The organism is Catenuloplanes japonicus, from assembly GCF_000717135.1.
GTDB classification, from domain to species: domain Bacteria; phylum Actinomycetota; class Actinomycetes; order Mycobacteriales; family Micromonosporaceae; genus Catenuloplanes; species Catenuloplanes japonicus.
The window spans coordinates 166458-192874 of sequence record NZ_JNXY01000027.1; the positions used below are offsets into that span (position 1 = coordinate 166458).

Here is a 26417-nt window from a genome sequence, read left to right on the forward strand (position 1 = left end):
CTTCCTTACGCGTCGTCGCGCAGGTCCGCCGCGCTAGCGGCGGCAGCGCCGATGGCCTCCGCGGCCGCGGTGAGCAGCTCCACGCTCACGGCTGAGTCCACCGTGAGCGTCATCAGCGCCTCGCCACCGGCAGCCCGCCGCCCGACCTGCATCCCGGCGATGTTCACCCCGGCGCGCCCCAGGATCGAACCCACCGTGCCCACCACGCCGGGACGGTCCACGTACGTGAAGAACAGCAGCACGCCGTCAGCGACCAACTCCAGCGCGAAACCGTCCACCTCGGTGAGTCGTCCTCCGGATCCCGGGCCACCGCCGGTTCCCGAGACGCTCAGCGCCCGCCCGTCCGGCAGCACGCCGTGCAGGCACACCTCGTCCGGCCGGTCCGCGTCGCCGGTCGCCAGCGACATCTCCATGCCCCGCGCGGCCGCCAGGGCCGGCGCGTTGACGTAGGTGACCCGCTCCGCCACGACGGACGTGAACATCCCCTTCATCGCGGCCAGCCGCAGCACCGAGACGTCCCGCGCCGCGATCGCGCCGCGCACCTCCACGGTCACGCTGGCGGCGACCGCGCCGGCGACCGCGGTGAAGACCCGCCCCAGCCGTTCCGCCAGCGGCAGCAGCGGCCGTACCTCGTGGTCGACCGCGCCGCCTGCCTGCACGTTCACCGCGTCCGGCACGAACTCGCCGTGCAGCGCCAGTTTCACGCTGCGCGCCACGGCCAGGCCGGCCTTGTCCTGGGCCTCCACCGTGGACGCGCCCAGGTGCGGCGTGGCGACCACGGTGTCGTGGCCGAACAGCGGCGACGCGGTGCACGGTTCCTTCGCGTAGACGTCCACGCCGGCGCCGGCCACCCTGCCCTCGGCCAGCGCGTCCGCCAGCGCCTGCTCGTCGATCAGGCCGCCGCGCGCCGCGTTGATGATCCGCACACCCGGTTTGACCAGCGACAGCTCGCGGACGCCGATCAGGCCCACGGTCTCCGGCGTGCGCGGCAGGTGGACGGAGATGAAGTCGCTGGCGGCCAGCAGCTCGTCCAGCGTCACCAGGCGCACGCCGAGCTGGGCCGCGCGGGCGGGCTGCACGTACGGGTCGTAGGCGATCAGGCGGGTGTCGAACGCGGCCATCCGCTGCGCGAACAGCACGCCGATCCGCCCGAGCCCGACCACGCCGACGGTCTTGCCCGCCACCTCCACGCCGGTGTAGCGGGCCCGCCGCCACTCCCCCGCCTTCAGCGCCGCGCTCGCGCTCGCGGTGTGCCGGGCCACGGCCAGCAGCAGGGCCACGGCCTGCTCGGCAGCGGAGACGATGTTGGAGGTGGGCGCGTTCACCACCAGCACGCCGTGCGCGGTCGCGGCCGGGATGTCCACGTTGTCCAGGCCGACGCCGGCGCGCGCGACCACGCGCAGCCGGGGCGCGGCGCCGATCGCCTCCGCGTCGATCCGGGTGGCGCTGCGGATCAGCACCGCGTCCGCGCCGGGCAACGCGCCCAGCAGCGCGGCACGGTCGGCGCCGTCCACGTGCCGGACGTCGAAGTCCTGGTCGAGCAGGGCCAGCGCGGCCGGGGCGAGCTCCTCAGCGACGAGCACGACGGGAGTCATGAGACCTCACAAGATCGATCAACACCGATCTCATGAAATTACGCCGGGTCTCGCCGTACCCGCGGGCGATAAATCGTTAGTCGAGAACCTCGTCAATCGGGACAGGCGTGTCGTCGATCTCCGGCACCGGGGCGCGCCCGACGGCCGTGCCGAGCGGGTTCGGCAGGATCGGCCCGGTCGGCACCGCCCGCCCGTCGATCTCCCGGAACGTGCCGGCCTCGCGGCGCAGCACGTCCGCCAGCAGGTCGAACGCGAGATCGGCGAGTGGCGGATAGATCCACTCCCGGGGCGGCGGCTGCGCCACGCCACGGTCGATCACGAACCGGGCCAGCTCCTCGCGTACGGCCGGAGGCGTGATCGGCGCGTGGTAGAGCGGGGCGAGCGCGTCCATCCACCGTGCCGGGCCGCCGCCCCCGCCCACCTCGTCGTGCGACTGCGAGTCGCGCATCTCGATCTGCAGCACCGCCACCGGCTCCACGTCCGGGTCGCCGAACTGCGTGAACAGGTCCACCAGCTCGTACGCCCCGCTCGCGCGCCCGCCGGCCGTCCGCAGCCGCAGTGCCAGCGGCAGGCTGAGCGCGCGCTCGCCCGCGTCGCCGGTCGCGATCATCTCGGTGGTGAGCCCGGAGCGGTCGGCGAGCACCCGGTTCAGGAAGTAGTTGGCGATCTCCGCGTCGCCGCCCGCGCCGTCGAGGAACAGCCGGCCCTCGCGCACGACCGGCCTCGGGTGCCGCGGGATCCGGACCATGGCGTACGGGCCGCCGGCCAGCCGCAGCCCGGCCGCGTACGCGGTGACGTACTCGTGGACCGCGCCGGGCACGTGGTTGTCCGCGTCCACGCAGCCCACGTAGGCGCGCCCGCTCATCGCCGCGATCGCGGTGCCGACCAGCATCGCCTCGCCGCGCCCGCCGCGCACCAGCCCGGCGTCGTCGATCAGCGACGGCATCCCCGCTGCCTCGAACGCGGCGCCCAGGCCCGGATCGCCCTGGTGGACGACGACCGCGGTGCGCTCCGCGAGCCGGCAGAACTCCTCGACGCACTGCGTCTCGATCTCGAAGCGGTCCAGCGGCGCGCGCTCGCTGTTCGACACCAGCACGATCAGGCAGTCGTGCGGGATGCCGGCCAGCACGCCCTCGATCACCCGGCGCGGCTCGTCCATGCACGGCACCACGATCACCATCTGGCGCAGCACGTCGCCGATCTCGTCCGCGGGCACGGTACCGGCGCCGGACGCGGACCGGCCCGAGTCCAGCTCCACCACCCGTTGCAGCTCGTGGATGCGGACCGCGCCGAAGCGCTCGACTCGAAGGTGCTGCTCCAGGCGCATGGCGGGGTCCATACCCAGACGAAAGCGCGCCGGAACCCGTGGTTCCGGCGCGCCCTGGTGAAGCGGAGACTCAGGCGGTCTCGGTGATCGGACGGTCGACCCAGCTCATCATGTCGCGCAGCTTCTTGCCGGTCACCTCGATCGGGTGGGCGGCGCCCTGCTCGCGGTACTTGGTGAACGCGGGGCGGCCGGCCTCGTCGTCCTCGATCAGCTCGCGGGTGAACTGGCCGGACTGGATCTCGGAGAGGATCTTCTGCATCTCCGCCTTGACCGACGCGTTGATCACGCGCGGGCCGCGGGTGTAGTCGCCGAACTCCGCGGTGTCCGAGACGCTGTAGCGCATCCGCGCGATGCCGCCCTCGTACATGAGGTCGACGATCAGCTTCAGCTCGTGCAGGCACTCGAAGTAGGCGATCTCCGGCGCGTAGCCCGCCTCGGTGAGCACCTCGAAACCGGTCTGCACCAGCGCGGCCGCGCCGCCGCAGAGGACCGCCTGCTCGCCGAACAGGTCGGTCTCGGTCTCCTCCTTGAACGTGGTCTCGATGACGCCGGCGCGGGTGCCGCCGATCGCCTTCGCGTAGGAGAGCGCCAGCGCGAGCGCGCCGCCGGACGCGTCCTGCTCGACCGCGACCAGCGCCGGGACGCCCTTGCCGTCCACGTACTGACGACGGACCAGGTGGCCCGGACCCTTCGGCGCGACCATCGCCACGTCCACGTCGGCCGGCGGCTTGATCAGCTCGAAGCGGATGTTCAGACCGTGGCCGAAGAACAGCGCCTTGCCCGCGGTCAGGTGCGGCGCGATCGACTCGGTGTAGAGCGTGCGCTGCACGGTGTCGGGGGCGAGCACCATGATCACGTCGGCCCAGGCGGACGCCTCGGCCGGGGTCAGCACCTTCAGGCCCTGCTCCTCGACCTTGGGGCGGCTCTTCGAGCCCTCCGGCAGGCCGATGACGACCTCGACACCGGAGTCCCGGAGCGACAGCGAGTGGGCGTGGCCCTGGCTGCCGTAACCGAGGACGGCGACCTTCTTGCCCTGGATGATCGACAGGTCGGCGTCGTCGTCGTAGTAGACCGTGACAGGCATGACTTCCCTTTCGTACGGCCGAAGCCGGTTGGTGAATTATGCGGCGCGGAGTGCCGGACCGGTCGTGATGGAGCGCGACCCGCGGCCGATCGCCACCATCCCGGACTGGACCATCTCCTTGATGCCGAACGGCTCGAGGTCGCGCAGCAACGCGTCCAGCTTGTCGGCCGTGCCGGTCGCCTCGATCGTGAGGGTGTCCGGTGCGACGTCCACCACGCGGGCCCGGAACAGGTTCGCCGTCTCCAGGATCTGCGACCGGACGGTGCGGTCGGCCCGCACCTTGACCAGCAGCAGCTCGCGCTGCACCGCGGACGCGGCGTCCAGCTCGACGATCTTCAGGACGTTCACCAGCTTGTTGAGCTGCTTGGTGACCTGCTCCAGCGGCGAGGAGTCCGCGTCGACCACGATGGTGATCCGGGAGACCTCGGGGTGCTCGGTCTCGCCGACCGCCAGCGAGTCGATGTTGAATCCACGGCGGGAGAAGAGCCCGGAGACGCGCGCAAGAACGCCGGGCTTGTTCTCCACGAGCACGGAGAGGGTGTGCTTGGTCATGACGGGGGTGCCTCTCAGACCGCGTCGTCGGGGAAGTCCGGGCGCATGTCCCGGGCGAACAGGATTTCGTCGTTGCTGAGGCCGGCCGGGACCATCGGCCAGACCATCGCGTCCTTGCCGACCACGAAGTCGATGACGACCGGGCGGTCGTTGATCGCCATGGCCTCCTCGATCACCCTGTCCACGTCCGCGGCGGTCTCGCAGCGCAGGCCCACGCACCCGAGCGCGTCGGCCAGCTTCACGAAGTCCGGGATGCGGTGCTTGTGCGTGCCCAGCTCGGTGTTGGAGTAGCGCTGCTCGTAGAAGAGCGTCTGCCACTGCCGGACCATGCCCAGGTTGCCGTTGTTGATCACGGCGACCTTGATCGGGATGCCCTCCAGCGCGCAGGTGGCCAGCTCCTGGTTCGTCATCTGGAAGCAGCCGTCGCCGTCGATCGCCCAGACCACCGTGTCCGGCCGGCCGGTCTTCGCGCCCATCGCGGCCGGGACCGCGTAGCCCATGGTGCCGGCACCCCCCGAGTTCAGCCACGTGTACGGCTTCTCGTAGGAGATGAACTGCGACGCCCACATCTGGTGCTGGCCGACGCCCGCGGCGTAGACCGCGTCCGGACCGGCGATCTTCCCGATCCGCTCGATCACGTAGTGCGGCGAGAGCGTGCCGTCGTCCGGCTCGTCGTACCCCAGCGGGTACTTGACCTGCAGTTCTTCCAGCGTGGACCGCCAGGCCGCGTAGTCGCCGGTGCGGTGCGCGGCCTGGTCCGCCTCGATCGCGGTGATCAGCTCGTCGATCACGTGCCGCGCGTCGCCGACGATCGGCACGTCCGCGGCCCGGTTCTTGCCGATCTCGGCCGGGTCGATGTCCGCGTGGACGATCTTCGCGCCGACCGCGAACGACTCCAGATTGCCGGTGACCCGATCGTCGAACCGGGCCCCCAGCGCCACCAGCAGGTCCGACTTCTGCATCGCGTAGTTCGCGGTGACGGAGCCGTGCATGCCGGGCATGCCCATGTGCTGCGGGTGCGAGTCGGGGAACGCGCCGCGCGCCATCAGCGTGGTGATGACCGGGATGCCGGTCAGCTCGGCCAGCTTGCGCAGGCCCTCGGTCGCGTGCGCCTTGAGCACACCGCCGCCGACGTAGAGCACCGGGCGCCGGGCCGCGCTCATCAGCCGGGCCGCCTCGCGGATCTGCTTGCCGTGCGGGTGCAGCGTCGGCCGGTAGCCGGGCAGCTCCAGCGTGGGCGGCCAGCTGAACGTGGTCTGCGCCTGCAGCACGTCCTTCGGGATGTCGACCAGGACCGGACCGGGGCGGCCGGTGATCGCCAGGTGGAACGCCTCGGCCAGGACGCGCGGGATGTCCTCGGGGCGCTGGATCAGGAAGTTGTGCTTCGTGATCGGCAGCGTGATGCCCTGGATGTCCGCCTCCTGGAAGGCGTCCGTCCCGATGTAGGGCCGGGCGACCTGTCCGGTGATCGCGACGATCGGCACCGAGTCCATGTACGCGTCCGCGATCGGCGTCACCAGGTTCGTCGCACCGGGGCCGGAGGTGGCGATGCACACGCCGACCTTGCCGGTGGCCTGTGCGTATCCGGTGGCGGCGTGTCCCGCGCCCTGCTCGTGCCGGACCAGGATGTGCCGGACCTTCGAGTCGTAGAGCGGGTCGTAGGCCGGGAGGATCGCACCGCCGGGAATGCCGAACGCGACGTCCACGCCGAGTGCCTCTAGCGACTTGACGAGCGAGCCGGCGCCGGTGACCTGGGTCGGGGCGACAACGGGCGCGGCCTGGTTGGCGGGCGTGGCCGCCGAGGACGACGCGGCGAACGCGTGGGCTCGGTGGGCGAGAGTCTCGGGCGTGGGTCTGCTCATGGCTGTTCGGACCTTTCGGACCTTTGGTGCTTCACAATCTCGAATGGTGGATCCGCCCGGATCGGGCGCCGCACTACCTACCCCAATAAAAACGGCCCTCGTGCGGAATCACACGGGGCCAGCGCACTCTCAAGCAAGGAGAGTGCGCTCAGGTAAGTACTCGAGAGGACCGAAGGTCGCGGGTGATCGCGAACGGGGCGGTCTGGCGCAGGGACATGACCACAGCTTTACTCATCTCACGCGATGAGTCAACCTATCCCACATATTGGTTCACGGACTCGGTTGTTTCACCCGGACGCGCCCTCCCCGTCCTGCGCCGGTATCACCGCAGGGGCCAACTGACCTGCCGATATGGCCAGCCTGCCGGTGCTCGCCGAGGCCGGGACGCGTCTCGGCGACGCGGCGGCCCGCAACTGCGCCTCGACGTGCTCGGCCGGGACGCCGCCGCCGAAGAGAAACCCCTGGCCGAAGCGGCATCCGGACTCCTCCACCACGGCCCGGTGCGCGGGCGTGCTGATCCCCTCCGCCAGCACCTCCAGCCCGAGCCGGTGCCCCAGCCGGACCACCACGTCGACGAGCGGCTCGGACGCGGCCACCAGCTTCCGGTCGATCTTGAGGATGTCCACCGGCAGCTCCCTGAGCTGCCCCAACGACGAGTAGCCGGCGCCGAAGTCGTCCAGCGCGATCCGCACGCCGGTGTCGCGCAGCTCACGCAGCCGGCGACGCAGCTCGTCCGGGTCCGTGGCGACCGCGTGCTCGGTCACCTCCAGCACCAGGCGCTGCGGCGGCACCCCGTGCGTGCGCAACACCTCGGCCACCTGGCCGACATAATCCGGCGACCTCAGCTCGCGCGGCGACACGTTCACCGCGACCCACACGTCGTAGCCCTCGTCCAGCCATCGGGCCAGCTGGCGGCAGGCGCGGTCCAGCACCCAGCGGCCCAGCGCCGCGATCAGCCCGGACTCCTCCGCGGCCGGGATGAACTCGTCCGGCCCGACCGCGCCGAGCTGCGGGTGCGTCCAGCGCAGCAGCGCCTCCGCGCCGACCGGGCGGACCGAGGGCAGCGCCACCACCGGCTGGAACACCAGGCGCAGCTCGTCTCGCTCGATCGCGCCGCGCAGCTCGTGCTCCAGCGTGGTGCGGCGCCGGAGCAGGCTGTCGTACTCCGGCTCGTACCGCTCGACGCGGCTCTTGCCGTTGACCTTGGCGTAGCGCAGTGCGAGGTCCGCATTGCGCATCAGCGTCTCCACCCCGCCGTCCGCGGACTCCGCCGCGGCCAGCCCGATGCTGGCCGACAGGAAGACCACACCGCCACCCTGCTCGTACGGCGCCGCGAGCGCGTCCAGCAGCCGGTGCGCGGCCCGCTCCGCCTCGTCCTCGGTGGCCCACATCAGCACCGCGAACTCGTCGCCGCCGAGCCGGGCCACCGCGTCGCCGGGCCGCAGATTCATCCGCAGCCGGCCGCCGACCTCCAGCAGCACCTGGTCGCCCACGTCGTGCCCGCGGAGATCGTTGACGCTCTTGAAGCCGTCCATGTCGATGCCGAGCAGCACGCACGGCACGCCGGAGAACGCCTCCTGGTGCAGCACGCGCAGCATGCCGCGCCGGTTCGCCAGGCCGGTCAGCGGGTCGGTGTGGGCCAAGCCGCGGAAGTGCGCCTCCCGCTCGCGCAGCCGTTGCGCGCCGCGCCGCACGTCGCGCAACGCCAGGTACTGCCGGCCGACCAGCGCAACCAGCACCAGGCAGCCGGCGAGCGCGCCGGCCGTACCGACGGCGCCGGTCCTGATGACCTGGTAACCGGCCGCGCCGGTGAGCAGCACCATCGGCAGGAAGACGAAACCGGCGCCACGACGGGTGGTGTCGACCTCGGACGGCTCCGGCTCCCGGTCCGTGGCCCGCGCCGCCACCGCGATCACGGTCAGCCCGGCCGGCAGCGCCAGCGCGCCGGACAGCACCACGCCCGCCCAGCCCTGACACACGCCACCGGACACCGCGGCCCCGGCCAGCGACGCGGCCGTGATGCCCGCGCCGACGCCCACCGACCCGCCGCGCGGCCGTGGCATGCGCACCGACACCATCGTGGTCAGCCCGAACGCCAGCACGGCCACGCCCAGCGGCAGCAGCAACAGCCAGCACGAGACCGGCGTGATCTCGCCCAGGACCCGGGTCGGCGCCGTCACCAGCACCCAGCCCAGGAACCAGATCGCGCCGGCGATCGCCAGGCCGTCCAGCAGGTGCTGCAGCGCGGTGGCGCCGGTGTCCGCGGCGCCGGGCAGCATCAGCATGCCGGCCAGCAGCGTCACCGCGCCCGCGACCATGCCCAGCGCGAGCAGCCGTGCCGTGTCCCGCCCGGTCGGCGCGGCCAGGCTCAGCGACACACCGAGCCCGGCGACCGCGGTCAGCGCGATGATGGCGCTGCCGGCCGCGAGCAGGTGGTGCGCGTGCCTGCGGCGGCCCGCCCGGCGGCGCGCGGACGACACGAGCATGACCGAGGCCGGCACGGCCGACAAAGCGGCAGCAAGTGCGGCGATCCAGACACCAGGGGGTAGCTGCACGCATTCACTGTGCCGGATAAATGACGGGCGTGGGGGACAGCGTGTGCGAAGCGTGGTAATCCGGTCACTCAATTCGGGTGTCCCCTACCACGCCGTCCCGCGTGGTGGACGTAAGGGGTGCCTAACGCTGCCGTTCCGTTTACCGCGGTGCAACACTGGGCTTCATGCCCCAGCTGCGGTCAAGGACCTCTACGCACGGCCGGACAATGGCCGGCGCCCGCGCTCTCTGGCGGGCCACCGGAATGACCGACGACGACTTCGGCAAGCCGATCGTCGCCATCGCGAACAGCTTCACGCAGTTCGTGCCGGGTCACGTACACCTCAAGGACCTCGGCGGTCTCGTCGCCGAGTCGATCGCCGAGGCCGGCGGCGTGGGGCGCGAGTTCAACACCATCGCCGTCGACGACGGCATCGCCATGGGCCACGCCGGCATGCTCTACTCGCTGCCCAGCCGCGAGCTGATCGCCGACGCCGTGGAATACATGGTCAACGCGCACTGCGCGGACGCGCTCGTCTGCATCTCCAACTGCGACAAGATCACGCCCGGCATGCTGATGGCCGCGCTGCGCCTCAACATCCCCACCGTGTTCGTCTCCGGCGGCCCGATGGAGGCCGGCAAGACCGTCGCGGTCGAGGGCGTGGTCCACTCCAAGCTCGACCTGATCGACGCCATGGTCGCGTCCGTCAACGACGCGGTCAGCGACGAGCAGCTCGACGTCATCGAGCGCTCCGCATGCCCGACCTGCGGCTCCTGCTCCGGCATGTTCACCGCCAACTCGATGAACTGCCTGACCGAGGCGATCGGCCTGGCCCTGCCCGGCAACGGCTCCACGCTCGCCACGCACGCCGCCCGCAAGGACCTGTTCGTCGAGGCCGGCCGCCTGATCGTCGACATCGCCAAGCGCCACTACGAGAACGACGACTACTCGCTGCTGCCGCGCGCGATCGCCTCCCGCCCCGCGTTCGAGAACGCGGTCGCGCTCGACGTCGCCATGGGCGGCTCGACCAACACGATCCTGCACCTGCTCGCGGCCGCCCGCGAGGCCGAGATGGACTTCTCCGTCGCCGACATCGACGAGATCTCCCGCCGCGTCCCCTGCCTGTCCAAGGTCGCGCCGAACAGCCAGAAGTACCACATGGAGGACGTCCACCGGGCCGGCGGCATCCCCGCCATCCTCGGCGAGCTGCACCGTGCCGGCCTGCTGCAGTCCGACGTGCGCGCCGTCCACGCCGACTCGCTGGACACCTGGCTGTCCGACTGGGACATCCGCTCCGGTGCCGCCCGCCCCGAGGCCATCGAGCTGTTCCACGCCGCCCCCGGCGGCGTGCGCACCGTCGAGCCGTTCTCCACCGAGAACCGCTGGTCCACGCTGGACACGGACGCCGCCGACGGCTGCATCCGCGACCACGCGCACGCCTACACCGCCGACGGCGGCCTGGCCATCCTCTTCGGCAACATCGCCCCCGACGGCTGCGTCGTCAAGACCGCCGGCGTCCCCGAAGAGGTCTGGAAGTTCTCCGGCCCCGCCCGCGTCTTCGAGTCCCAGGACGACGCCGTCACCGGCATCCTGGCCAAGGAGGTCGTCGCCGGCGACGTCGTGGTCATCCGCTACGAGGGCCCTCGCGGCGGCCCCGGCATGCAGGAGATGCTCTACCCCACGTCGTTCCTGAAGGGCCGCGGCCTCGGCCGCGCCTGCGCCCTCATCACCGACGGCCGCTTCTCCGGCGGCACCTCCGGCCTCTCCATCGGCCACGTCTCCCCCGAGGCGGCCTCCGGCGGCCTGATCGCCCTGGTCGAGGACGGCGACGAGATCATCATCGACATCCCCAACCGCGGCATCCAGCTCAACGTCCCCGACGACGTCCTGGACGCCCGCCGCATCGCCCAGGAGAAGCGCGACAAGCCCTACACCCCCCTCCACCGCGACCGCCCGGTCTCCGCAGCGCTCCGCGCCTACGCCTCGATGGCCACGTCCGCCTCCGACGGCGCCTACCGCCGAGTCCCGTAACCCCCACCCCTTACCCTCAGCCCCCGGCGTCATCTCCCGACGACGCCGGGGGCCTTTTCTTTCCTTTGCCCACTCCCGCCGTGGTCACCTGCCGCATGCTCCCGCGGGCCGCCGGATCCGTGGCCGGTCCCGCCCACAAGCCCTCCGCCTCCCCCACAGCCCACCTGCCCGAAATATCGGTTTATAGCGGGCCAGTCACAGAGTGCGACACGGCTAATCAGGACGGATAAATGCCTAAATTTCGGACGCGCAGCGCACGCACCGCAACCGGAGCCAAGGCCACAGCTCAATCACGACGGCACCCCACCCGCTTTGTATCGCACCCCGGGATCGCCATTCCAACATCCGGGACCCAAGATCCTTGCGTCTCTGGTGGCCCTTTCCCGGCCCGAATAAGGGCCACCAGAGACGCAAGGATCTTGAGCCGCTCCCTCGCCCACCCGCGGCGGGTTTTGTCCCTTATGCGCAAGCACCCACACAGGTGACCGCCTGGCTGCCCCGTATGCCGTCGACCCACCCGAAGGGGTGCAGATCATCGGCAGGACCGCCATCAACGCAACCGGCAGCACACCGCGCGACGCAAGCCTGAACCCAAGCACGACGAGCCCGGCGCCGGCCCGCCCGACGTAACCCTCAAAACCGGACCACCCACGGACCGCAGCCCCACCAACGAAAGGCGCCCGCCCAAACGCGAGAACAGGCCAACCGCCATGCGACAGACCAAAGCTGGCGGCCCTGCCGATGATCTGCTCGGCTTGTCCCGGGTCGACGACATACGGGGCAGACAGGCCGCGCGAAACCCAACTACCCGGGATCTTGGGCAGTGCAGTTGACGTGGCTTTTCCGCTGCCCCGGTGTCGGAGGCTCCCGCCGGAGGCAAAGACCGCCACCAAAACCACCCAAAGCAACTAATAGAATGAAATTTCGGACGCGAAGCGCCCGCGGTTATCGAGAGCTCGGTGTCAGGACTCGATGTCAGGACTCGGCGTCAGGGATCGACGTCAGGGATCGACGTCAGGGATCGACGTCAGGGATCGACGTCAGGACTCGGCGTCAGGACTCGGCGTCAGGGATCGACGTCGGAGCTCGGCGCCGGAGTGAGGAAACCGCGACCGCCAGAACGCTATTTCACTAAATTTCGGGCGTAAAGCGCCCGATACTCACTCCCGGCCGGCCTCACTCCCGGCCAGCCCTGATACCCAAAAGGCAAAACTCGCCGCCGAACACCCGCTCACCCCACCCCACGCAAACGCCAACCACCGCGTTACGCGCGCAGACCGGCGATCAAAAAGCGCCGGGGGACAAGACCGGTGATCAGCTGCCTTCAGCCCGCCCCAGCCGCCAGTACCCCATGAACGCGACCGCCCGACGATCCACCCCGCACGTCGCCACCAGATGCCGCCGCAACGTCTTGATCGCCCCGGCCTCGCCTGCCAGCCACGCATACAGCCGGCTCGCGTCCGTCAGCGGCTCCCCCGCCGCGTCGACCGGGACCTCCCACAGGATCCCGTGGTCCACGTCGACATCCTCCGGCTCCGCCGAGCCGACGGTCCCGACCGGCCCGAGAATCCGCGCCGTCGCGGCTTCCACCGCCGGGATCAGGTACGTCCCGTGCACAGCACCGTCGCGCGGAAGCCATGTGACGCGCACCCCCGCCGGCGCCACGAGCGGAATCTCGTCGCCCGCCTCCGGCACCTCCAGCAACGCCTCGCCGCGCGCGTCCGCCGGCAGCCGTTCCAGGATCGACGCGATGGCCGGCACCGCGGTCTCGTCGCCGCCGAGCAGCAGGCAGTCCGTGTGCGCCGGCGGATGGAAGTCGATCCCGCCGGACTTTCCGGTGAAGTCCGCATTCGGCCCGAGCAGTGCGGCGATCGAGCCTGGAACAGCCGCGAGCGCCCACCGCGACGCCGGCCCGTGGTCGCCGTGCAGCACCATGTCCACGTCGACCTCGCGCAGCTCCGGCCGGACGGCCCGCACCGTGTACGTCCGGATGGGGTTGCGGCGCTCCTCCGGGAGTGCGCGCCAGTCCGCGTACCAGTCCGGCCCGGTGGGCAGGTCGTCGAACCCGGTCTCCGGCAGCGGCGTGATCAGCTTGATGCGCTGGTCGTATCCGTTGTCACCGAAGTGGTCCAGGTCGTCCGCGGTGAACGTGACGCGCAGGAAGCTGGGGCTCAGCCGTTGCACGCGACGCACTTCGGTCATGAAGAACCGGAACGGCGTCGTCGTCCGATCAGCGGTCTGGGTCACAGGTCCTCCCGAGTCTGGCCGCTAAGGCATGGCTAACCTAACCCAGCCCCGGCCGGCCGCGATAGTCCCGCCGGCCGGTGGGCAACGTCACCGGCGGCGGGCAGACGCGCAGGAAGAAGGCCTACAGGTGTGACATCGCCAGTGCCGCCGCGCCCAGCAGCCCCGCATCGCCGCCGAGTGAGCTGCGGTGGACCCGGACCCGCTCGATGTACGCCAGCCCGGCCAGCTCCGCGATCGCCGCCCGGATCGGGTCGAACAGCAGGTCACCGACGTTGGCCACGCCGCCGCCGATCACCACCTCGTCCAGGTCGAAGAGCCCGGCGGTCGCGACGATCCCGGCGCCGACCGCGCGACCGGACCGCTGGAACGCCTCCGCCGCCACCGGGTCGCCGGCGCGCGCGTCCGCGGCCAGCGCGACCGCGTCGACGGTCGGCTGCGATGTGGCCCAGCCGTTGGCCAGGGCCCATTTCACGATCGACGTGCCGCTGCCCAGCACCTCGACGCAGCCTCGTCCGCCGCAGGGGCAGTCGGGCCCGTCCAGCGAGACCGGGATGTGCCCGATGTGCCCGGCGTTGCCGGTCGGGCCCTGGTAGACGCGCCCGTCCAGGACCAGCCCGCCGCCGACGCCGGTCGAGACGACGATGCCGAGGAACGCGGCCGAGGTGTAGCCGCCCCACCGGTACTCGCCGAGCGCCATGCACTGGCCGTCGCCGCCCAGGTAGGCCGGCCGGCCGGGCAGCACCTCGCGCAGCGCGTCCAGGATCCGGTATCCGCGCCAGGCGGTGATGTTGACCGGGCTGACCGTGCCCGCGTACGGGTCGAGCGGCCCGGCCGAGCCCACGCCGATCCCGAGCAGCGCCGATGCGGGGCCGGCGGCGGCGACCTGGTGGGCGAGCGCGACCAGTGCGCCGCCGACCTTGTCCGGGTCGTCCGAGGCCGGGGTGGGGACCACCGCGCGGTCTCGGATGGTGCCGTCGGGCTCGACCACTGCCGCGGCGAGCTTGGTGCCGCCGACGTCGATCGCGAGCACCGGGCCGGGCGCGGAAACGGTCATGGTGCTATGCCTCCCGGACGTCGTTCACGCAGCGCAGTACCGGTCGCGCGGTCAGCCTGGCGGCGTCGAGCGGGACGGTCGTGTGCACCTGGAACGTAATGATCTCTCCGGGTAGGAGCGTAACCAGCGCCGTGTCCACGGAAGCGCCGGGATCGAGGCGGTCGGGGAAGAGCGTCAGATCGCGGAGCAGCGTGCGGGCGGTGACGGTCACGTCGTAGCCGTGCGCCGTTTCGGCTACCTCCGAGTCGTACCCCGGGAAGGGGAATTTGATCTTGTTGTCCTCCGCGAAGAACCAGAAGGTCCGGGATGCGCCGGGAGCGGACGCCACCAGCAGCTCGCCGGTCGCGTCGCCCGGCGTGACCAGATCGGCCGGGAGCGGCACGACGGCGACGGAGCGGGCCGGCACGTCGAAGGACAGCGCGGCCGAGGCCGGGACCGAGCCGGTCAGTGTGTGGCGCGCGACCGCGGCCTCGCCGCTCCAGGGCGTCGCGCCGTCATTGACGAAGATCAGCGTGGGTACGCCGTCGCGCGGCTGGATCGTGAGCAGCCGGTCCGCATAGCTGTGCCGCAGCGCGTGCCAGAGCGGTTTGCGGCGCCCGTCGCCGTCGATCGCGGCCCAGGACGTGACCGGCCAGCAGTCGTTGAGCTGCCAGACGACCGTGCCCATGCAGTACGGCCGCAGCGACCGGAAGTGCTCGACGCCGAGCGCGATCGCCCGTGCCTGGTTGACCTGGGTGAGGAAGTGCCAGTCGTCGAAGTCGCGGGGCTCGGTGAAGTGTGCGGACAGGCCGCGCGCAAGTTTGAGGTTGCCGTCGATCGCCTTCTGGTGGTGCAGGATGCCGGGCGAGTCCGGCGTCAGCGGGTCGTCGCTGATCGCGCGCCGCAGCGTGGCGAACGCGGCCGGCGCCTGGAAGCCGAACTCGGCGACGAACCGCGGCCGATAGGAGCGGTAGTGCGTGTAGTCGCGCTGGTTCCAGACGTCCCAGATGTGCGTGGTGCCGCGGGACGGCTCGTTCGGGTGCACGTCGTGGCTGCCGGACCAGGGGCTGCCCGGCCAGTACGGACGGGTCGGGTCCAGCGCGGCCACGACGCCGGGCAGCAGGTCGAAGTAGTAGCCGGCGCCCCAGGTGCGGTCGCCGAGCGCGGGCTGCCAGTCCCAGTCGTGCCAGCCCCAGATGTTCTCGTTGTTGCCGGTCCAGGCCACCAGGCTGGGGTGCGGGGCGAGCCGGACCACGTTCTCCCGCGCCTCCGCCTCCACCTCGGCCGCGTGCGGCGCCTCCTCCGGGTAGGCCGCGCACGCGAACGGGAAGTCCTGGAGCACGAGGAGGCCCAGTTCGTCGCAGAGCTCGTAGAAGTCGTCGGACTCGTAGAGGCCGCCGCCCCAGACGCGGACCGTGTCGATGTGCGCCTCGACGGCCGCGCCGAGCCGGTCCGCGAGCCGGCTCCGGGTGACCCGGGTGACCAGCGCGTCGTCGGGGATCCAGTTGACGCCGCGGGCGAAGACCGGCACGCCGTTGATCACGATGGTGAACGCGTCGTCCGTGGTGTCGAGGCGCGCGTCCCGGAAGCCGACGCGGCGGTGCCACTCGTCCAGCGAGGTGCCGCCGGTCGTGGTCAGCGCCACGTCGACCGGGTGCAGCGGCTGGCCGCCGAGGCTGTGCGGCCACCACAGCGCGGGCTCGGGCACGTCGAGCGTGAGCACGGCCGTGGTCTCGTCGGGTTCGAGGGTCTTCTCGACGCGGACGCCGGCGACGGAGGCGGTGAGCACGAGCGGGTCCGCGCCGGCGCGTTCCACGTCGACGTGCAACTCGATGCGTCCGTCGCCGCCGGGCGTGACGGTGACCAGCGGGCGGACCTGGGAGAGCCGGCCGGCGGCCCAGGTGTGCAGGCCGATCGGGCGCCAGATGCCGGCGGTGATGAGCGTGGGTCCCCAGTCCCAGCCGAAGCTGCACGCCATCTTGCGGATGAAGTTGAACGGCTCGGGGTAGGCGTTGGGGCGGTCGCCGAGGCGGTCGCGTTCCCGCTCCGCGTGGTTCTTGGCGGAGTCGAACGTGACGCGCAGCGTGTTGGCGCCCTCCCGCAGAACCTCACGGACGTCGAACCGGTAGCCACGGTGCATGTTCGCGGTCCGGCCGATCTCGGCGTCGTTGAGCGTGATCGTGGCGATCGTGTCCAGTCCCTCGCAGACCAGGTCCGTGCGGGGGCCGTCCCCCGACGGCGTCCAGTCGAACGTGGTCTCGTAGACCCAGTCGGTGCGGCCGATCCATTCCTGGCGCAGCTCGTTGTCGTCCAGATAGGGGTCGTCGATCAGCCCGGCGGCCAGCAGGTCCGTGTGCACGCAGCCGGGGACCTCGGCCGGGACGGCCGCTGTGCCAGAACCCGTGACCGTCCAGCCGTCGTGCAGTGCGCGATGTGAGCCCATGCGTGTCATCCCTTGATGCCGGAGAGTGCGATGCCCCGGGTGAAGTGCTTCTGGAAGGCCAGGAAGAAGATCACCGTCGGCAGCGACGTCAACAGAGATGCTGCCATGATCACGCCCATGTGCTGCGGATTGAACGCCTGGGACGCGTTCAGCCTGGACAGCGCCACCGGCACGTTCGCCATCGTGTCGTCCTGCACGATGATCAGCGGCCAGAGGAAGTTGTTCCACTCGGCCAGCACCACGAAGATCGCCATCGCGGCCAGCGCCGGGCGCATCAGCGGCATCACCACGCGCCACCAGATCCGCCACTCGCCCGCGCCGTCCACGCGCGCGGCGTGCACCAGGTCGTCCGGGATCGCGCGCATGTACTGCACCAGGAAGAACACGACGAACGCCTTGGCCAGCGCCGGGACGATGTAGCCCTGGTAGGTGTTGAGCCACTCCAGGTTGCGCACGATCAGATAGTTCGGCACCAGCGTGACCTGCCAGGGGATCATCATGGACGCGACCACCACCACGAAGATCACCCGGCGGCCGGGGAGGTCCATCTTGGTCAGTGCGTAGGCGGCGAGCGCCGCGATCAGCAGCGACAGCACGGTGACCGTGGTCGCGACGAGCAGGCTGTTGCCGATGAAGCGCAGGAAGCCGCCGGGCACGTCCTCCCAGCGCTGGAACAGGCCGGGCACGATCTCGTCCTTGCGGATCGCGGGGTCGTAGGCCGGCTCGTAGAACGCGTCCAGCGTGGGATCGCCGGGCACGAAGCTGGGCGGGTTCCTCGTCAGCTCCGGCACCGGTTTGAACGCGGCCGTGGCCATCCAGTAGAACGGCGCCAGCATGGTGATCGCGGCGAGGTACAGCGGAATCCGCAGCAGTCGTGTCATCACAGCTCCCGCACCGCCCGGGTGAACCGCAGCTGGATCATGCTGATCACGAAGATGATCAGGAAGAGCGTCCACGCGATCGCGGACGCGTAGCCGAGCTGGAACCGGGTGAAGCCCATGTCGTAGAGGTAGGGCACCAGCATCAGCGCGCTGTCCTGCACACCGCCGACGCTGCTCACGGCGCGGAACACGATGTAGACGGCCTCGAACACCTGGAACGCGCCGATCAGGCCGGTGATCACGACGTAGGTGGTGACCGGGCCCAGCTGCGGCAGCGTGATGTAGCGGAACTGCTGCCAGAGCGTGGCGCCGTCCAGCCGCGCGGCCTCGTAGAACTCCTCCGGGATCGCGTTCAGCCCGGACACGAAGATGACCATGCCGTACCCGCAGCCGCCCCAGACCGCCATCAGCACCAGCAGCGGGATGGTCCAGCGCGGCGTGGACAGCCAGGAGACCGGCTCCGCGCCGAACCAGGAGAGCACGGTGTTGGCCAGCCCGAACCGCTCGCCGGAGAAGATCCACCGCCAGATCAGCATGACCGCGATGGTCGACGTGACGGACGGCAGGAAGAAGATCGTGCGCATGATCCGGTCCTGCCAGGACGTGCCACGGAACGCGAGCGCCAGCGCCAGCGACGCGGCCGTGGACAGCGTGACCGCGCACGCGACGTAGATCAGCGAGTTGAGCAGCGCCTTCCGGAACCGGGTGTCCTCGGTCCAGAGCCGCGCGAAGTTCTCGCCGCCGACCCAGCCGGGCGGTTTCACGCCGTTGAAGTCGGTGAACGCGAAGTAGAGCGAGTTGAGCAGCGGCCAGACCAAAAACCCACAAAAAAGAGCCACAAAAGGCAAAAGCATGAAATATCCGGGTACGGCCCGGCGCCACCGGGCCACCTGCCGTGCCCTGTGATTCCGCGCCGGGGTGGCGGGCTTGGTGATCACCGCGGTCATCGACGTCCTCTCTCGGCCGGGGTGCGGGCCGCCGGCGCGTCACCGGCGGCCCACGGCGACGTCAGCGCAGGTTGTCCTGCATGATCGTGGCGGCCTCGTCCAGCGCGGCCTTCGGGTCCTTGCCGTCGTTCACCACGGCCTGGAGCCGCTTGGACACCTCGGAGCCGCTGGTCTCCCAGCCCTTGCAGTTCGGCGGGCCGGTCACGGTGTTCAGCGTGGCCTTCAGCGTCTGCCGGAGGTTGTCGCTCGCGTTCGCCTTGTCCAGCAGCTCCGGGCGCGGCGAGATGTAGAGCTCGCCGCCGCGGGTGAACACCTCGCGCTGCAGGATCTCCACCGCCTCGTCCGTGTAGAGCCACGTCACGAAGTCGGCCGCGGCCTGCGGAAACCTCGTGTGCGCCATGGCGCCGACGATCTTGCCGCCGACGAACGAGCCGGCCCCGGCCGGTCCGACCGGCAGCGGTGCGGTCTGCCACTTCCCCTTCAGCTCCGGGTGCGCGGCGTCGAAGCCACCGGCCAGATAGGACGCACCGATCGCCATCGCGTACTCCCCCTTGGCCAGGCCGTTGCCGACGTCGACGGTCGCCTTCGGCACGCCGTACTTCCGGTACTGGTCGGCCCAGGTGGTGGTGGCCAGCACGGCCTGGTCGGAACTGATCGTGACCTGGGAACAGTCGTCGGAGTAGAGCGCACCGCCGGCCTGCTTGAGGTAGTTGAACCAGGGCAGCCACTCGAACGTGCCCCACTCCTCGACCAGCGGCGTCACCACGCCGGAGGCCTTGACCTTCTCGACGGCCGCGAACAGTTCCTCCCAGGTGGCGGGCGCCTTGGTCACGCCGGCCGCCTCCAGCAGGTCGGGCCGGTAGTAGAAGACGTAGAGCACCATGTCCATCGGGATGCCGTAGACCGCGCCGTCCGTCGAGGTGATCGAGTTCCACAGCTCGGGGCGGGTCTGCTGCTTGGCCTGGGCGATGTCGTACGCGTTCAGGTCGATCATGCCGCCGAGCTCGCCGAACTCGATGCCCCAGGAGAGGCCGCCGGAGATGATGTCCGGCCCGCTCTTCGAGGTGGCGGCCGTCAGCACCTTCGCGTGGCCGTCGTCCCAGGAGATCGCCTGGACCTTGACCGTCACGTCCGGGTGCGTCTCCTTGTAGCGGTCCGCGGCGACCTGGAGCGAGGCCGCCTGCTCGTCGCTGCCGGTGTTCCAGAACAGCAGCTCGGCCGGGCCGGCCGCGTCCTGTTGCGGCGTGTCAGTGCCGCCGGTGGTGCAGCCCGCGGCGAGGAGCACCACCGCGGCCGCTGTCGCGAACATCCTTCTATGCATCACTGTGCCTCCGATCGATCGGGCGTATATCGATGGGGGTTGACTGAAACGAGTAAGCGACGCCACCGTATTGAACGCAGCGATGGTCGTCAATACTTGCAGCCTCGGCCGCATTGACTGACGTCGCTTAACCGGGCAAGCTCGACACCCGTGAAGCGACCCACCATCGCGGACGTCGCACGCCGGGCCGGCGTGTCCAAGGGCGCGGTGTCCTACGCGTTGAACGGCCAGCCCGGCGTCTCCGAGGCCACCCGGCGGCGGATCCTGGCCATCGCCGAGGAGATCGGGTTCAGCCCGAGCAGCGCCGCCCGCGCGCTCTCCGGCGCCAGCGCGAACGCGGTCGGGCTCGCGCTCTGCCGGCCGGCCCGCACGCTCGGCGTCGAGCCGTTCTTCATGGAGCTGATCAGCGGCGTCGAGGCGGAGCTGTCCGCCCGGTCGTACGCGCTCACGCTGCAGGTCGTCGCAGACCCGGACGCGGAGATCGCGGTCTACCGGCGCTGGTGGGGCGAGCGCCGGGTGGACGGCGTGCTGCTCTGCGACCTGCGCGTGGACGACCGGCGCGTCCCCGAGCTCGACCGGCTCCAGCTGCCCGCCGTGATCATCGGCGGGCCGGACCGGACGGGCGCGCTGGCCGGCGTCTGGTCCGACGAGGCGGCCGCGCTGACCGAGACCGTGGAGTACCTGGTCGCGCTCGGGCACACCCGGATCGCCAGGGTCGGCGGACTGCCGGAGCTGTTGCACACGCGGGTGCGTACCGACGCGTTCCTGGCGGTCTGCGCGCGCCTCGGCCTGGACCACACCGTGACCGTGCCGTCCGACTACACCGGCGAGGACGGTGCGCGGGCGACCCGGCGGCTGCTCAGCTCCGCACGGCGGCCCACGGCGATGATTTACGACAATGACGTGATGGCGATTGCCGGGCTCTCCGTGGCGCAGGAGATGGGGCTGTCCGTGCCCGGCGATCTCTCCGTCGTCGCGTGGGACGACTCGCCGCTATGCCGGCTCGTCCACCCGCCGCTCACGGCGCTGAGCAGGGACATTCCGGGGTACGGCGCGCACGCGGCCCGGCTGCTGCTGGAGGCGGTGGCGGGCGGGCGCATCGCGGCGCTGCAGGACGAGACCGCACATCTGACGCCGCGCGGAAGCACCGCGCCGCCGCGGACCGGCGCAGCCCGTTCCCCCGCTGGATCGCCGTCCCTAGGATGACCCGATGGGTTCGCACAACTGGGACGGGCCCGGCATGCCCGAGGGCGCCCAGCCCTCGCCGTCCCCCGACCGTCCTCCCGCGGATTCGCCGGGTTCCGGTGGGTCCGCGGCTTCTGGCGCCTCCGGCACCTCCGGCGACTGGCCGGAGCACGACGAGCCCACGAAGGAGAACCGGCCGCGGCGGCGCGGGCCGTTCCCGCCACGCATCGCGCCCCGGTTCGGGGGCACTCCCCCCGCGTCCGTGCCCCCGCCGCCGCCCACGGGGTCGCCGATCGCCGGGCCGCCACCGATCTCCGGAGCCGGGCCGCACCTCGGGCACGGCCACGGTCACTCGCACGGCTCCGACGGGCTGCCGCGGGCGTTCCTGGTGCTGGTCGCGCTGGTCGCGGTGATCCTGCTCGGCCTGTGCGCGGCCGCGGTGCTCATCAGCGGCACCGACGCACCGGAGCCGACCGCGGCCGCGCCCACGGGTGGCCGGGTCGAGGGCGGGAACGACGGCGGCGTGATGGCAGAGCGGCCGTCGCTCGACGACATCGAGGCCGCGGGCGTGACGTTGCGGGAGCAGTCGTACCAGGTCAGTTTTCTCTTCCGGCGCAGCACGTCGCTGCTGCGGGCGAGCGAGCCCACACCCGTACCCGTGAAGACCTTGACCTGGACCGGCGACCTGCGCAGCACCGGCGGCGAGGGAGCATCCTGGGACATCCGGTCCCAGATCAACGGGCAGGCCACCGGCGGCGGCGATCTCGGCGTCGTCGACACGCTCTCGGTGGTGGAGACCGGCGACGTCCGCTACCTCGACTCGGACGGCCGCACGTTCGGCGACCGGCCGTGGATCGCGGTCACCGGCCCGGACCGCGGCACGTTCTGCTGGCCGGCGCCGGAATATCGGAGCGCGGCAGGCAACGACCTGCCGATCCCGCTGCCGATCACCGACCCGGTCGAGTACCTCGACTTCACGTCCGCGCAGGTCAGCGAAGAGAAGCTGCAGGCGGGCGCGACCCGCTACACGCTGTCCGGCGGCAGTCTGGCGGCCGGTGAGCGGCTGACCGCGGCGCTGCGCTCGCTCGCCACCGCGACCGGCGTGGAGACGCCGGAGTACACGATCGCGGTCACGCTGGCGGGCGACCGGACGCTGACCGCGGTCGAGCTGACCGGCACCGGGGCGTCGCAGGGCATCACGCTCACCATGGCGCCGCACTCGCCGGGGGTGCCGGTGACCGTCACCGCTCCCCCGGCGGATCAGGTCAGCCGCTAGGCGTCGGGCTGATTCCCCCGCTCGGTGCGTTGCTCGGCCCGCTGCTCGGTCCGTCGCTCGGTGCGTTCGACGCCGGGGGCGGGGTGAGCAGTGGGGCGACCGTGTCGCCGACCAGCCTGCGCTCCAGCGTGACCTGGGACTGGCCGGTGCCGCCGACGCGGATGTCGTCGTACGCCTGCAGGCTCTTGGTCTCGTCGAAGTAGAGCACGGAGAGCGCCAGCGGGACCGGCTCGTCCGACTCCAGCCCGCGCAGCCCGGCGCCGCCGCTCGACCCCTGCGTCATCAGCAGCGTGGACGGGTCGCCCTCCTTCAGGTCGCGCACCTCGCGGTTGTGCGTGTGCCCGGCCAGCACCAGCGGCACGTCCCCGGCCAGCGGACCGGCCATCTTCGGGTCGTGGACCAGCGCGATCTGCACCGGCTTACCGCCGGCGGTGATCGTGGTGTCCAGACGCGCGCCGGTCGCGGCCAGCCGGGCCTGCTCCTCCTCCGTGGTGTCCTTACCGGCCGTCTCCTTGTCCGGCGTGAACCGGGGGTCGCCGATGCCGGCGATGGTCAGGCCCGCGACCTCGGCGATCTGGTTGTCGAGCACGACCGCGTTGGACTGGCTCGCGACCGCCTGCTGGGTCGGCGTCGAGTCGTGGTTGCCGCGAATGTAGACGTACGGGACGTCGAGCAGGCCGATCGACGCCACGTAGGACGCCTCCGGCTCGCTGCCCCAGTCCGTGATGTCGCCGGTGTCGATGACCGCGTCGATACGGTACTGCTCCACGATCGTGCGGATCACGGACCAGGACGCCGGGTTCAGGTGCAGGTCCGAGACGTGCAGGATGCGGGTGGTGCCCTCCTGCGGCTCGTACGTGGGGAGCGTCGACACGGTCGCGTAGATCCGGCTGACGTTGCCGACCAGGCGTTGCAGCTGCTCCGCGTACTTGTTGTAGTCGCTGGCGATCTTCTGCACGTCGCCGACCAGCGCGGGCGCGTTGACGAGCAGCCCCTCGTACCGCGGCTCCTCGATCGACTGCGGCCGGATGGTGAGCGCGCCGATGCCCAGCGACCCGAGCACGATGACCAGCGCGGTGAGCCCGGCCGCGGCGACCCGGCCCGCCCGGCGGTAGATCAGCCAGGCCAGGACCATGGCGGACAGCATGGAGACCGCGGCGGCCCGGAAGCCGAGCCGCATCAGACCGCGCTGGATGTCGCCGACCACGGACTGCGTGGCCCGGGTGATGCCGGTCGGGTCGTCGATCAACGCCTCGGTACGCCGCTGGTCCAACTCGCCGAGCTCGACCGTGAGCCGGGCCGGGCCGTCGTGCGAGTCGAGCACGAGCGAGCCGAGCGGCGGGATGTCGACCTTGGTCTCACCGGTCAGCGACGGGCCGACCGACAGCTCCGCGCGGAACGGGCCGATGTCCGCGTCCACCCTGCCGGCCACCAGCAGGCCGAGCGCGACGCCGGCGATCGCCACCGCGAGCACCGCGACCAGGCCTCCGGCGCGGCGGGCGCGGGACTTCGTGAACGGGCGGCGCACCAGCGCGCCGGCGGACCGCACACGTGAACGCGCCGCCGGCGTGGTGCCTCCGGCGGCGGTCCCGGGCTGCTTTTCCTGACCGTCCATGTGCAAATTCTCGCCTGCCCGGGATCGTCCGGGGTGAAACCTGGATGTGGATCTCTTTACGTCAGCTCTTTCCGGCTCAGCTCTTGCCGGCGCCCCCGCCGGACAGGACGAGCCGGAGGATACGGTCGTCGTCCGGGCCCGGTTTGCCGCGGCCGTCCGTGTTCGAGGTGCTGACCCAGAGCGAGCCGTCCGGCGCCGCGACCACGGTGCGGAGCCGGCCGAAGTCACTCTTCAGCGACTCGGACGGCCGCCCGAACACGGTGCCCTGGTCCGTCGTCTCCACCAGCCAGAGCCGCTGGCCGCGCAGACAGGCCGCGACCAGCGTCCGGCCGGACACCGCCAGGCCGGAGCAGGACGACTCCGCGGTGGGCCAGGTGACCAACGGATCCTTGTACTTCGGGTCCGGCGTCGCCGGGAGGCCCTCCGCGGCCGGCCAGCCGTAGTTCTTCCCCGGCTCGATCACGTTGATCTCGTCGAACGTGTCCTGGCCGAACTCGGTCGCGTACATCCGCTTCGACGGGTCCCAGGCCAGGCCCTGCACGTTGCGATGGCCGAGCGACCAGACCAGGGTCGCCGGGTCCGGGTTGCCCTCGGCCGGTGTGCCGTCCGCCGTCATCCGCAGGATCTTGCCGCCGAGGTTCTTCGGGTCCTGCGCGACGTCGCCGGTCGCGCCGTCGCCGGTGGTGGCGTAGAGGAACCCGTCCGGCCCGAACGCGAGCCGCCCGCCGTTGTGGATGCCGGCCCGCGGAATCCCGGTGACGATCGGCTGCGGCGACACCACGGGCGGCTCGGCCGGACTCTGCGGCGGCGCCGACTCCGCCAGCGCGAACGTGCCGATCCGGTTGTCCTCCCGCGTCGTGTAGTAGACGAACACGGCCCGGTTCTGCGCGAACTCGGGTGACACCGCGATGCCCAGCAGCCCGCCCTCGCCACCCGGCTCGATCGCGTCGCTGAGGTCCGCGAGCGTGCGCACGCGCATGCCGGTCCGGTCCGACTCCGGGCCGACCTTCAGCAGCAGGCCGGTGTCACGCTCGGTCACCAGCGCGCCGCCGTCCGGCAGGAACGCGATGCCCCACGGCACGTCGAGCCCGGAGGTCAGCACGGTCACGGCCTGGCCACTGCCGTTCCCGCTGCCGCTGCCGTTGCCGTTATTGCCGCCGCTCGTCGCGCTGGGCGTCGGGAAACGCGGTGGCGAGCCCGCCTGCTCCTCGCTCGGCGGCCCGAACGAACAGGCCGCGAGCAGCGGAAACACCACCGCTCCGGCGAGCAGCGCACGGGCGGTCGGACGGCGGCGGGCACGGATCACGCGATCCAGAGTAACCACGCTCCCTGAAGGTTCCCGGCACGCTGGATATGGTCTTCCCTGTGAAGGTATGGGTTCCGCATGCGCACGGGGTCTCATTGATGGGCGCGCTGCCGCCGGACACCACGGTGGAGGTGTTCCCCGCCGCCGACGCCCCGATGCCGTCCGCGCCGGACGACGTCCGCTTCTGGGTGCCACCGTTCCTCGCCGGTTTCGGCGCGGCCACGGTCGCGGGCCGTTTCCCGAAGCTGGAGGTCGTGCAGCTGCTCTCCGCCGGCGCCGAGGTCTGGGCCGGACAGCTCGCGGACGGTGTGACGCTCTGCGACGCCCGCGGCGTGCACGACTCGTCCACCGCCGAGTGGGCGATGGCCGCGATCCTCGGCCACCTGCGCGAATTCCCCGCGTTCGCGCGTGCGCAGGCCCGCGACGAGTGGTCCTACGCCGCGCACACGCCCACGGACGAACTGGCCGGCAAGCGCGTGCTCATCGTCGGCGCCGGCTCGATCGGCGCCGCGCTCGCCGCCCGCCTGCTCCCGTTCGAGGTCACGGTCACGCTGGTGGCCCGGCGCGCCCGGCCGGACGAGTCCGTCCACGCGGTGTCCGAGCTGCCGTCGCTGCTCCCGCACGCCGACATCGTGGTCCTGATCGTCCCGCAGACCGACGCCACCCATCACCTCGTCGACGCCGCGTTCCTGGCCGCCATGCCCGACGGCGCGCTGCTGGTCAACGCCGCCCGCGGCCGCGTGGTCGACACCGCCGCGCTGCTGGCCGAGGTCTCCTCCGGCCGGCTGTCCGCCGCGCTCGACGTCACCGACCCCGAGCCGCTCCCCGCCGGCCACGCCCTCTGGTCCCTCCCCAACGTCCTCCTCACCCCGCACGTCGCCGGCTCCGTCCACGGCCACCACCGACGCGCGTACGCCCTGGTCGGCGCCCAGCTCCGCCGTCTCGCCTCCGGCCAACCCTTGATCAACATCGTCGCCGACGGCTACTAGCCCTTCCTCACCACGGCGACTCCCGGCCTGACCTGGCCGCTCCCGCGACGGCTCCTCCGCCTTGCCCCTCCCGCTTCCACGGCAGCTCCCCGGCCTTGACCTTCCGCTCCCGCAATGGCTCCCTAGCTTTGGCCCTCCCACCCCCGCGGCGGCTCCCCCGCCTTGACCCTCCCGCCCCCACGGCGACTCC

General features: G+C 71.4%; 18 protein-coding genes. 4 read left to right on the forward strand and 14 right to left on the reverse strand.

Annotation, left to right across the window (positions count from 1 at the left end):
- Positions 1-5: 5 nt before the first annotated feature.
- The 6 genes from serA to OP04_RS33665 all read right to left on the reverse strand — a co-directional run bounded on the left by serA (position 6) and on the right by OP04_RS33665 (position 8906).
- The gene (serA, locus tag OP04_RS33640) at positions 6-1595 is read right to left on the reverse strand and encodes a phosphoglycerate dehydrogenase (protein WP_033343935.1); all 1590 of its coding nucleotides are present in this window, start codon (positions 1593-1595) and stop codon (positions 6-8) included.
- Positions 1596-1671: 76 nt separating this feature from the next.
- The gene (locus OP04_RS33645) at positions 1672-2934 is read right to left on the reverse strand and encodes a mannosyl-3-phosphoglycerate synthase (protein ID WP_063746730.1); all 1263 of its coding nucleotides are present in this window, start codon (positions 2932-2934) and stop codon (positions 1672-1674) included.
- A gap of 58 nt (positions 2935-2992) precedes the next feature.
- Positions 2993-4006, reverse strand: coding sequence for a ketol-acid reductoisomerase (ilvC, locus tag OP04_RS33650; protein ID WP_033343936.1), 1014 nt, complete (start codon positions 4004-4006; stop codon positions 2993-2995).
- Positions 4007-4042: 36 nt separating this feature from the next.
- Positions 4043-4558 carry an acetolactate synthase small subunit gene (ilvN, locus tag OP04_RS33655; RefSeq protein WP_033343937.1) on the reverse strand — a complete coding sequence of 172 codons (516 nt, stop codon included), beginning with the start codon at positions 4556-4558 and terminating at the stop codon, positions 4043-4045.
- Between the two features lie 14 nt (positions 4559-4572).
- Positions 4573-6420: an acetolactate synthase large subunit gene (locus OP04_RS33660; RefSeq protein WP_033343938.1), complete on the reverse strand. Its 1848-nt coding sequence runs from the start codon at positions 6418-6420 to the stop codon at positions 4573-4575.
- Between the two features lie 287 nt (positions 6421-6707).
- Entirely contained in the window at positions 6708-8906 is a 2199-nt protein-coding gene (locus tag OP04_RS33665) for a putative bifunctional diguanylate cyclase/phosphodiesterase (RefSeq protein ID WP_051799491.1), read from the reverse strand.
- A gap of 233 nt (positions 8907-9139) precedes the next feature.
- Between OP04_RS33665 and ilvD the strand changes: the two genes are divergently transcribed.
- A complete protein-coding gene (ilvD, locus tag OP04_RS33670) occupies positions 9140-10984 on the forward strand; it encodes a dihydroxy-acid dehydratase (RefSeq protein ID WP_085066969.1) in 1845 nt (614 codons plus the stop codon).
- A 1314-nt stretch (positions 10985-12298) separates the two neighbouring features.
- Here ilvD and OP04_RS33675 read toward each other — a convergent pair.
- The 6 genes from OP04_RS33675 to OP04_RS33700 form a co-directional block, all read right to left on the reverse strand.
- Complete coding sequence (locus OP04_RS33675) at positions 12299-13186, reverse strand: siderophore-interacting protein (protein WP_085066978.1); 888 nt, start codon at positions 13184-13186, stop codon at positions 12299-12301.
- A 166-nt stretch (positions 13187-13352) separates the two neighbouring features.
- Positions 13353-14285 carry an ROK family protein gene (locus tag OP04_RS33680; RefSeq protein WP_033343941.1) on the reverse strand — a complete coding sequence of 311 codons (933 nt, stop codon included), beginning with the start codon at positions 14283-14285 and terminating at the stop codon, positions 13353-13355.
- Positions 14286-14289: 4 nt separating this feature from the next.
- Positions 14290-16707, reverse strand: a complete 2418-nt coding sequence (locus OP04_RS33685; protein ID WP_033343942.1) for a glycoside hydrolase family 2 protein — start codon at positions 16705-16707, stop codon at positions 14290-14292.
- A gap of 5 nt (positions 16708-16712) precedes the next feature.
- A complete protein-coding gene (locus OP04_RS33690) occupies positions 16713-17588 on the reverse strand; it encodes a carbohydrate ABC transporter permease (RefSeq protein WP_033343990.1) in 876 nt (291 codons plus the stop codon).
- Positions 17588-18406: a carbohydrate ABC transporter permease gene (locus OP04_RS33695; RefSeq protein ID WP_051799481.1), complete on the reverse strand. Its 819-nt coding sequence runs from the start codon at positions 18404-18406 to the stop codon at positions 17588-17590. The genes OP04_RS33690 and OP04_RS33695 overlap by 1 nt, the downstream gene beginning before the upstream one ends.
- Positions 18407-18596: 190 nt before the next feature.
- Positions 18597-19844, reverse strand: a complete 1248-nt coding sequence (locus OP04_RS33700) for an extracellular solute-binding protein (RefSeq protein ID WP_033343943.1) — start codon at positions 19842-19844, stop codon at positions 18597-18599.
- Between the two features lie 162 nt (positions 19845-20006).
- Here OP04_RS33700 and OP04_RS33705 point away from each other — a divergent pair, with 162 nt between their 5' ends.
- Both OP04_RS33705 and OP04_RS50360 read left to right on the forward strand, forming a co-directional pair.
- The gene (locus tag OP04_RS33705; RefSeq protein ID WP_051799482.1) at positions 20007-21062 is read left to right on the forward strand and encodes a LacI family DNA-binding transcriptional regulator; all 1056 of its coding nucleotides are present in this window, start codon (positions 20007-20009) and stop codon (positions 21060-21062) included.
- Between the two features lie 4 nt (positions 21063-21066).
- Positions 21067-22317, forward strand: coding sequence for a hypothetical protein (locus OP04_RS50360; RefSeq protein ID WP_051799483.1), 1251 nt, complete (start codon positions 21067-21069; stop codon positions 22315-22317).
- On the opposite strand, the gene OP04_RS33715 is transcribed toward OP04_RS50360, so the two are convergent.
- Positions 22307-23932, reverse strand: coding sequence for a metallophosphoesterase family protein (locus OP04_RS33715; RefSeq protein ID WP_033343944.1), 1626 nt, complete (start codon positions 23930-23932; stop codon positions 22307-22309). The two genes, OP04_RS50360 and OP04_RS33715, sit on opposite strands and share 11 nt — an antisense overlap.
- A 76-nt stretch (positions 23933-24008) precedes the next feature.
- Positions 24009-25334: a PQQ-dependent sugar dehydrogenase gene (locus tag OP04_RS33720; protein WP_085066971.1), complete on the reverse strand. Its 1326-nt coding sequence runs from the start codon at positions 25332-25334 to the stop codon at positions 24009-24011.
- Here OP04_RS33720 and OP04_RS33725 point away from each other — a divergent pair.
- Entirely contained in the window at positions 25298-26227 is a 930-nt protein-coding gene (locus OP04_RS33725) for a 2-hydroxyacid dehydrogenase (protein WP_033343946.1), read from the forward strand. The genes OP04_RS33720 and OP04_RS33725 overlap by 37 nt on opposite strands.
- Positions 26228-26417 lie beyond the last annotated feature (190 nt).

Bases quoted from the DNA above. Each gene is read 5' to 3' on its own strand.
- serA (WP_033343935.1), bottom strand. From the start codon at position 1,595: ATGACTCCCGTCGTGCTCGTCGCTGAGGAGCTCGCCCCGGCCGCGCTG.
- OP04_RS33645 (WP_063746730.1), bottom strand. From the start codon at position 2,934: ATGGACCCCGCCATGCGCCTGGAGCAGCACCTTCGAGTCGAGCGCTTC.
- ilvC (WP_033343936.1), bottom strand. From the start codon at position 4,006: ATGCCTGTCACGGTCTACTACGACGACGACGCCGACCTGTCGATCATC.
- ilvN (WP_033343937.1), bottom strand. From the start codon at position 4,558: ATGACCAAGCACACCCTCTCCGTGCTCGTGGAGAACAAGCCCGGCGTT.
- OP04_RS33660 (WP_033343938.1), bottom strand. From the start codon at position 6,420: ATGAGCAGACCCACGCCCGAGACTCTCGCCCACCGAGCCCACGCGTTC.
- OP04_RS33665 (WP_051799491.1), bottom strand. From the start codon at position 8,906: ATGCTCGTGTCGTCCGCGCGCCGCCGGGCGGGCCGCCGCAGGCACGCG.
- ilvD (WP_085066969.1), top strand. From the start codon at position 9,140: ATGCCCCAGCTGCGGTCAAGGACCTCTACGCACGGCCGGACAATGGCC.
- OP04_RS33675 (WP_085066978.1), bottom strand. From the start codon at position 13,186: ATGACCGAAGTGCGTCGCGTGCAACGGCTGAGCCCCAGCTTCCTGCGC.
- OP04_RS33680 (WP_033343941.1), bottom strand. From the start codon at position 14,285: ATGACCGTTTCCGCGCCCGGCCCGGTGCTCGCGATCGACGTCGGCGGC.
- OP04_RS33685 (WP_033343942.1), bottom strand. From the start codon at position 16,707: ATGGGCTCACATCGCGCACTGCACGACGGCTGGACGGTCACGGGTTCT.
- OP04_RS33690 (WP_033343990.1), bottom strand. From the start codon at position 17,588: ATGACACGACTGCTGCGGATTCCGCTGTACCTCGCCGCGATCACCATG.
- OP04_RS33700 (WP_033343943.1), bottom strand. From the start codon at position 19,844: ATGTTCGCGACAGCGGCCGCGGTGGTGCTCCTCGCCGCGGGCTGCACC.
- OP04_RS50360 (WP_051799483.1), top strand. From the start codon at position 21,067: ATGGGTTCGCACAACTGGGACGGGCCCGGCATGCCCGAGGGCGCCCAG.
- OP04_RS33715 (WP_033343944.1), bottom strand. From the start codon at position 23,932: ATGGACGGTCAGGAAAAGCAGCCCGGGACCGCCGCCGGAGGCACCACG.
- OP04_RS33720 (WP_085066971.1), bottom strand. From the start codon at position 25,334: ATGAGACCCCGTGCGCATGCGGAACCCATACCTTCACAGGGAAGACCA.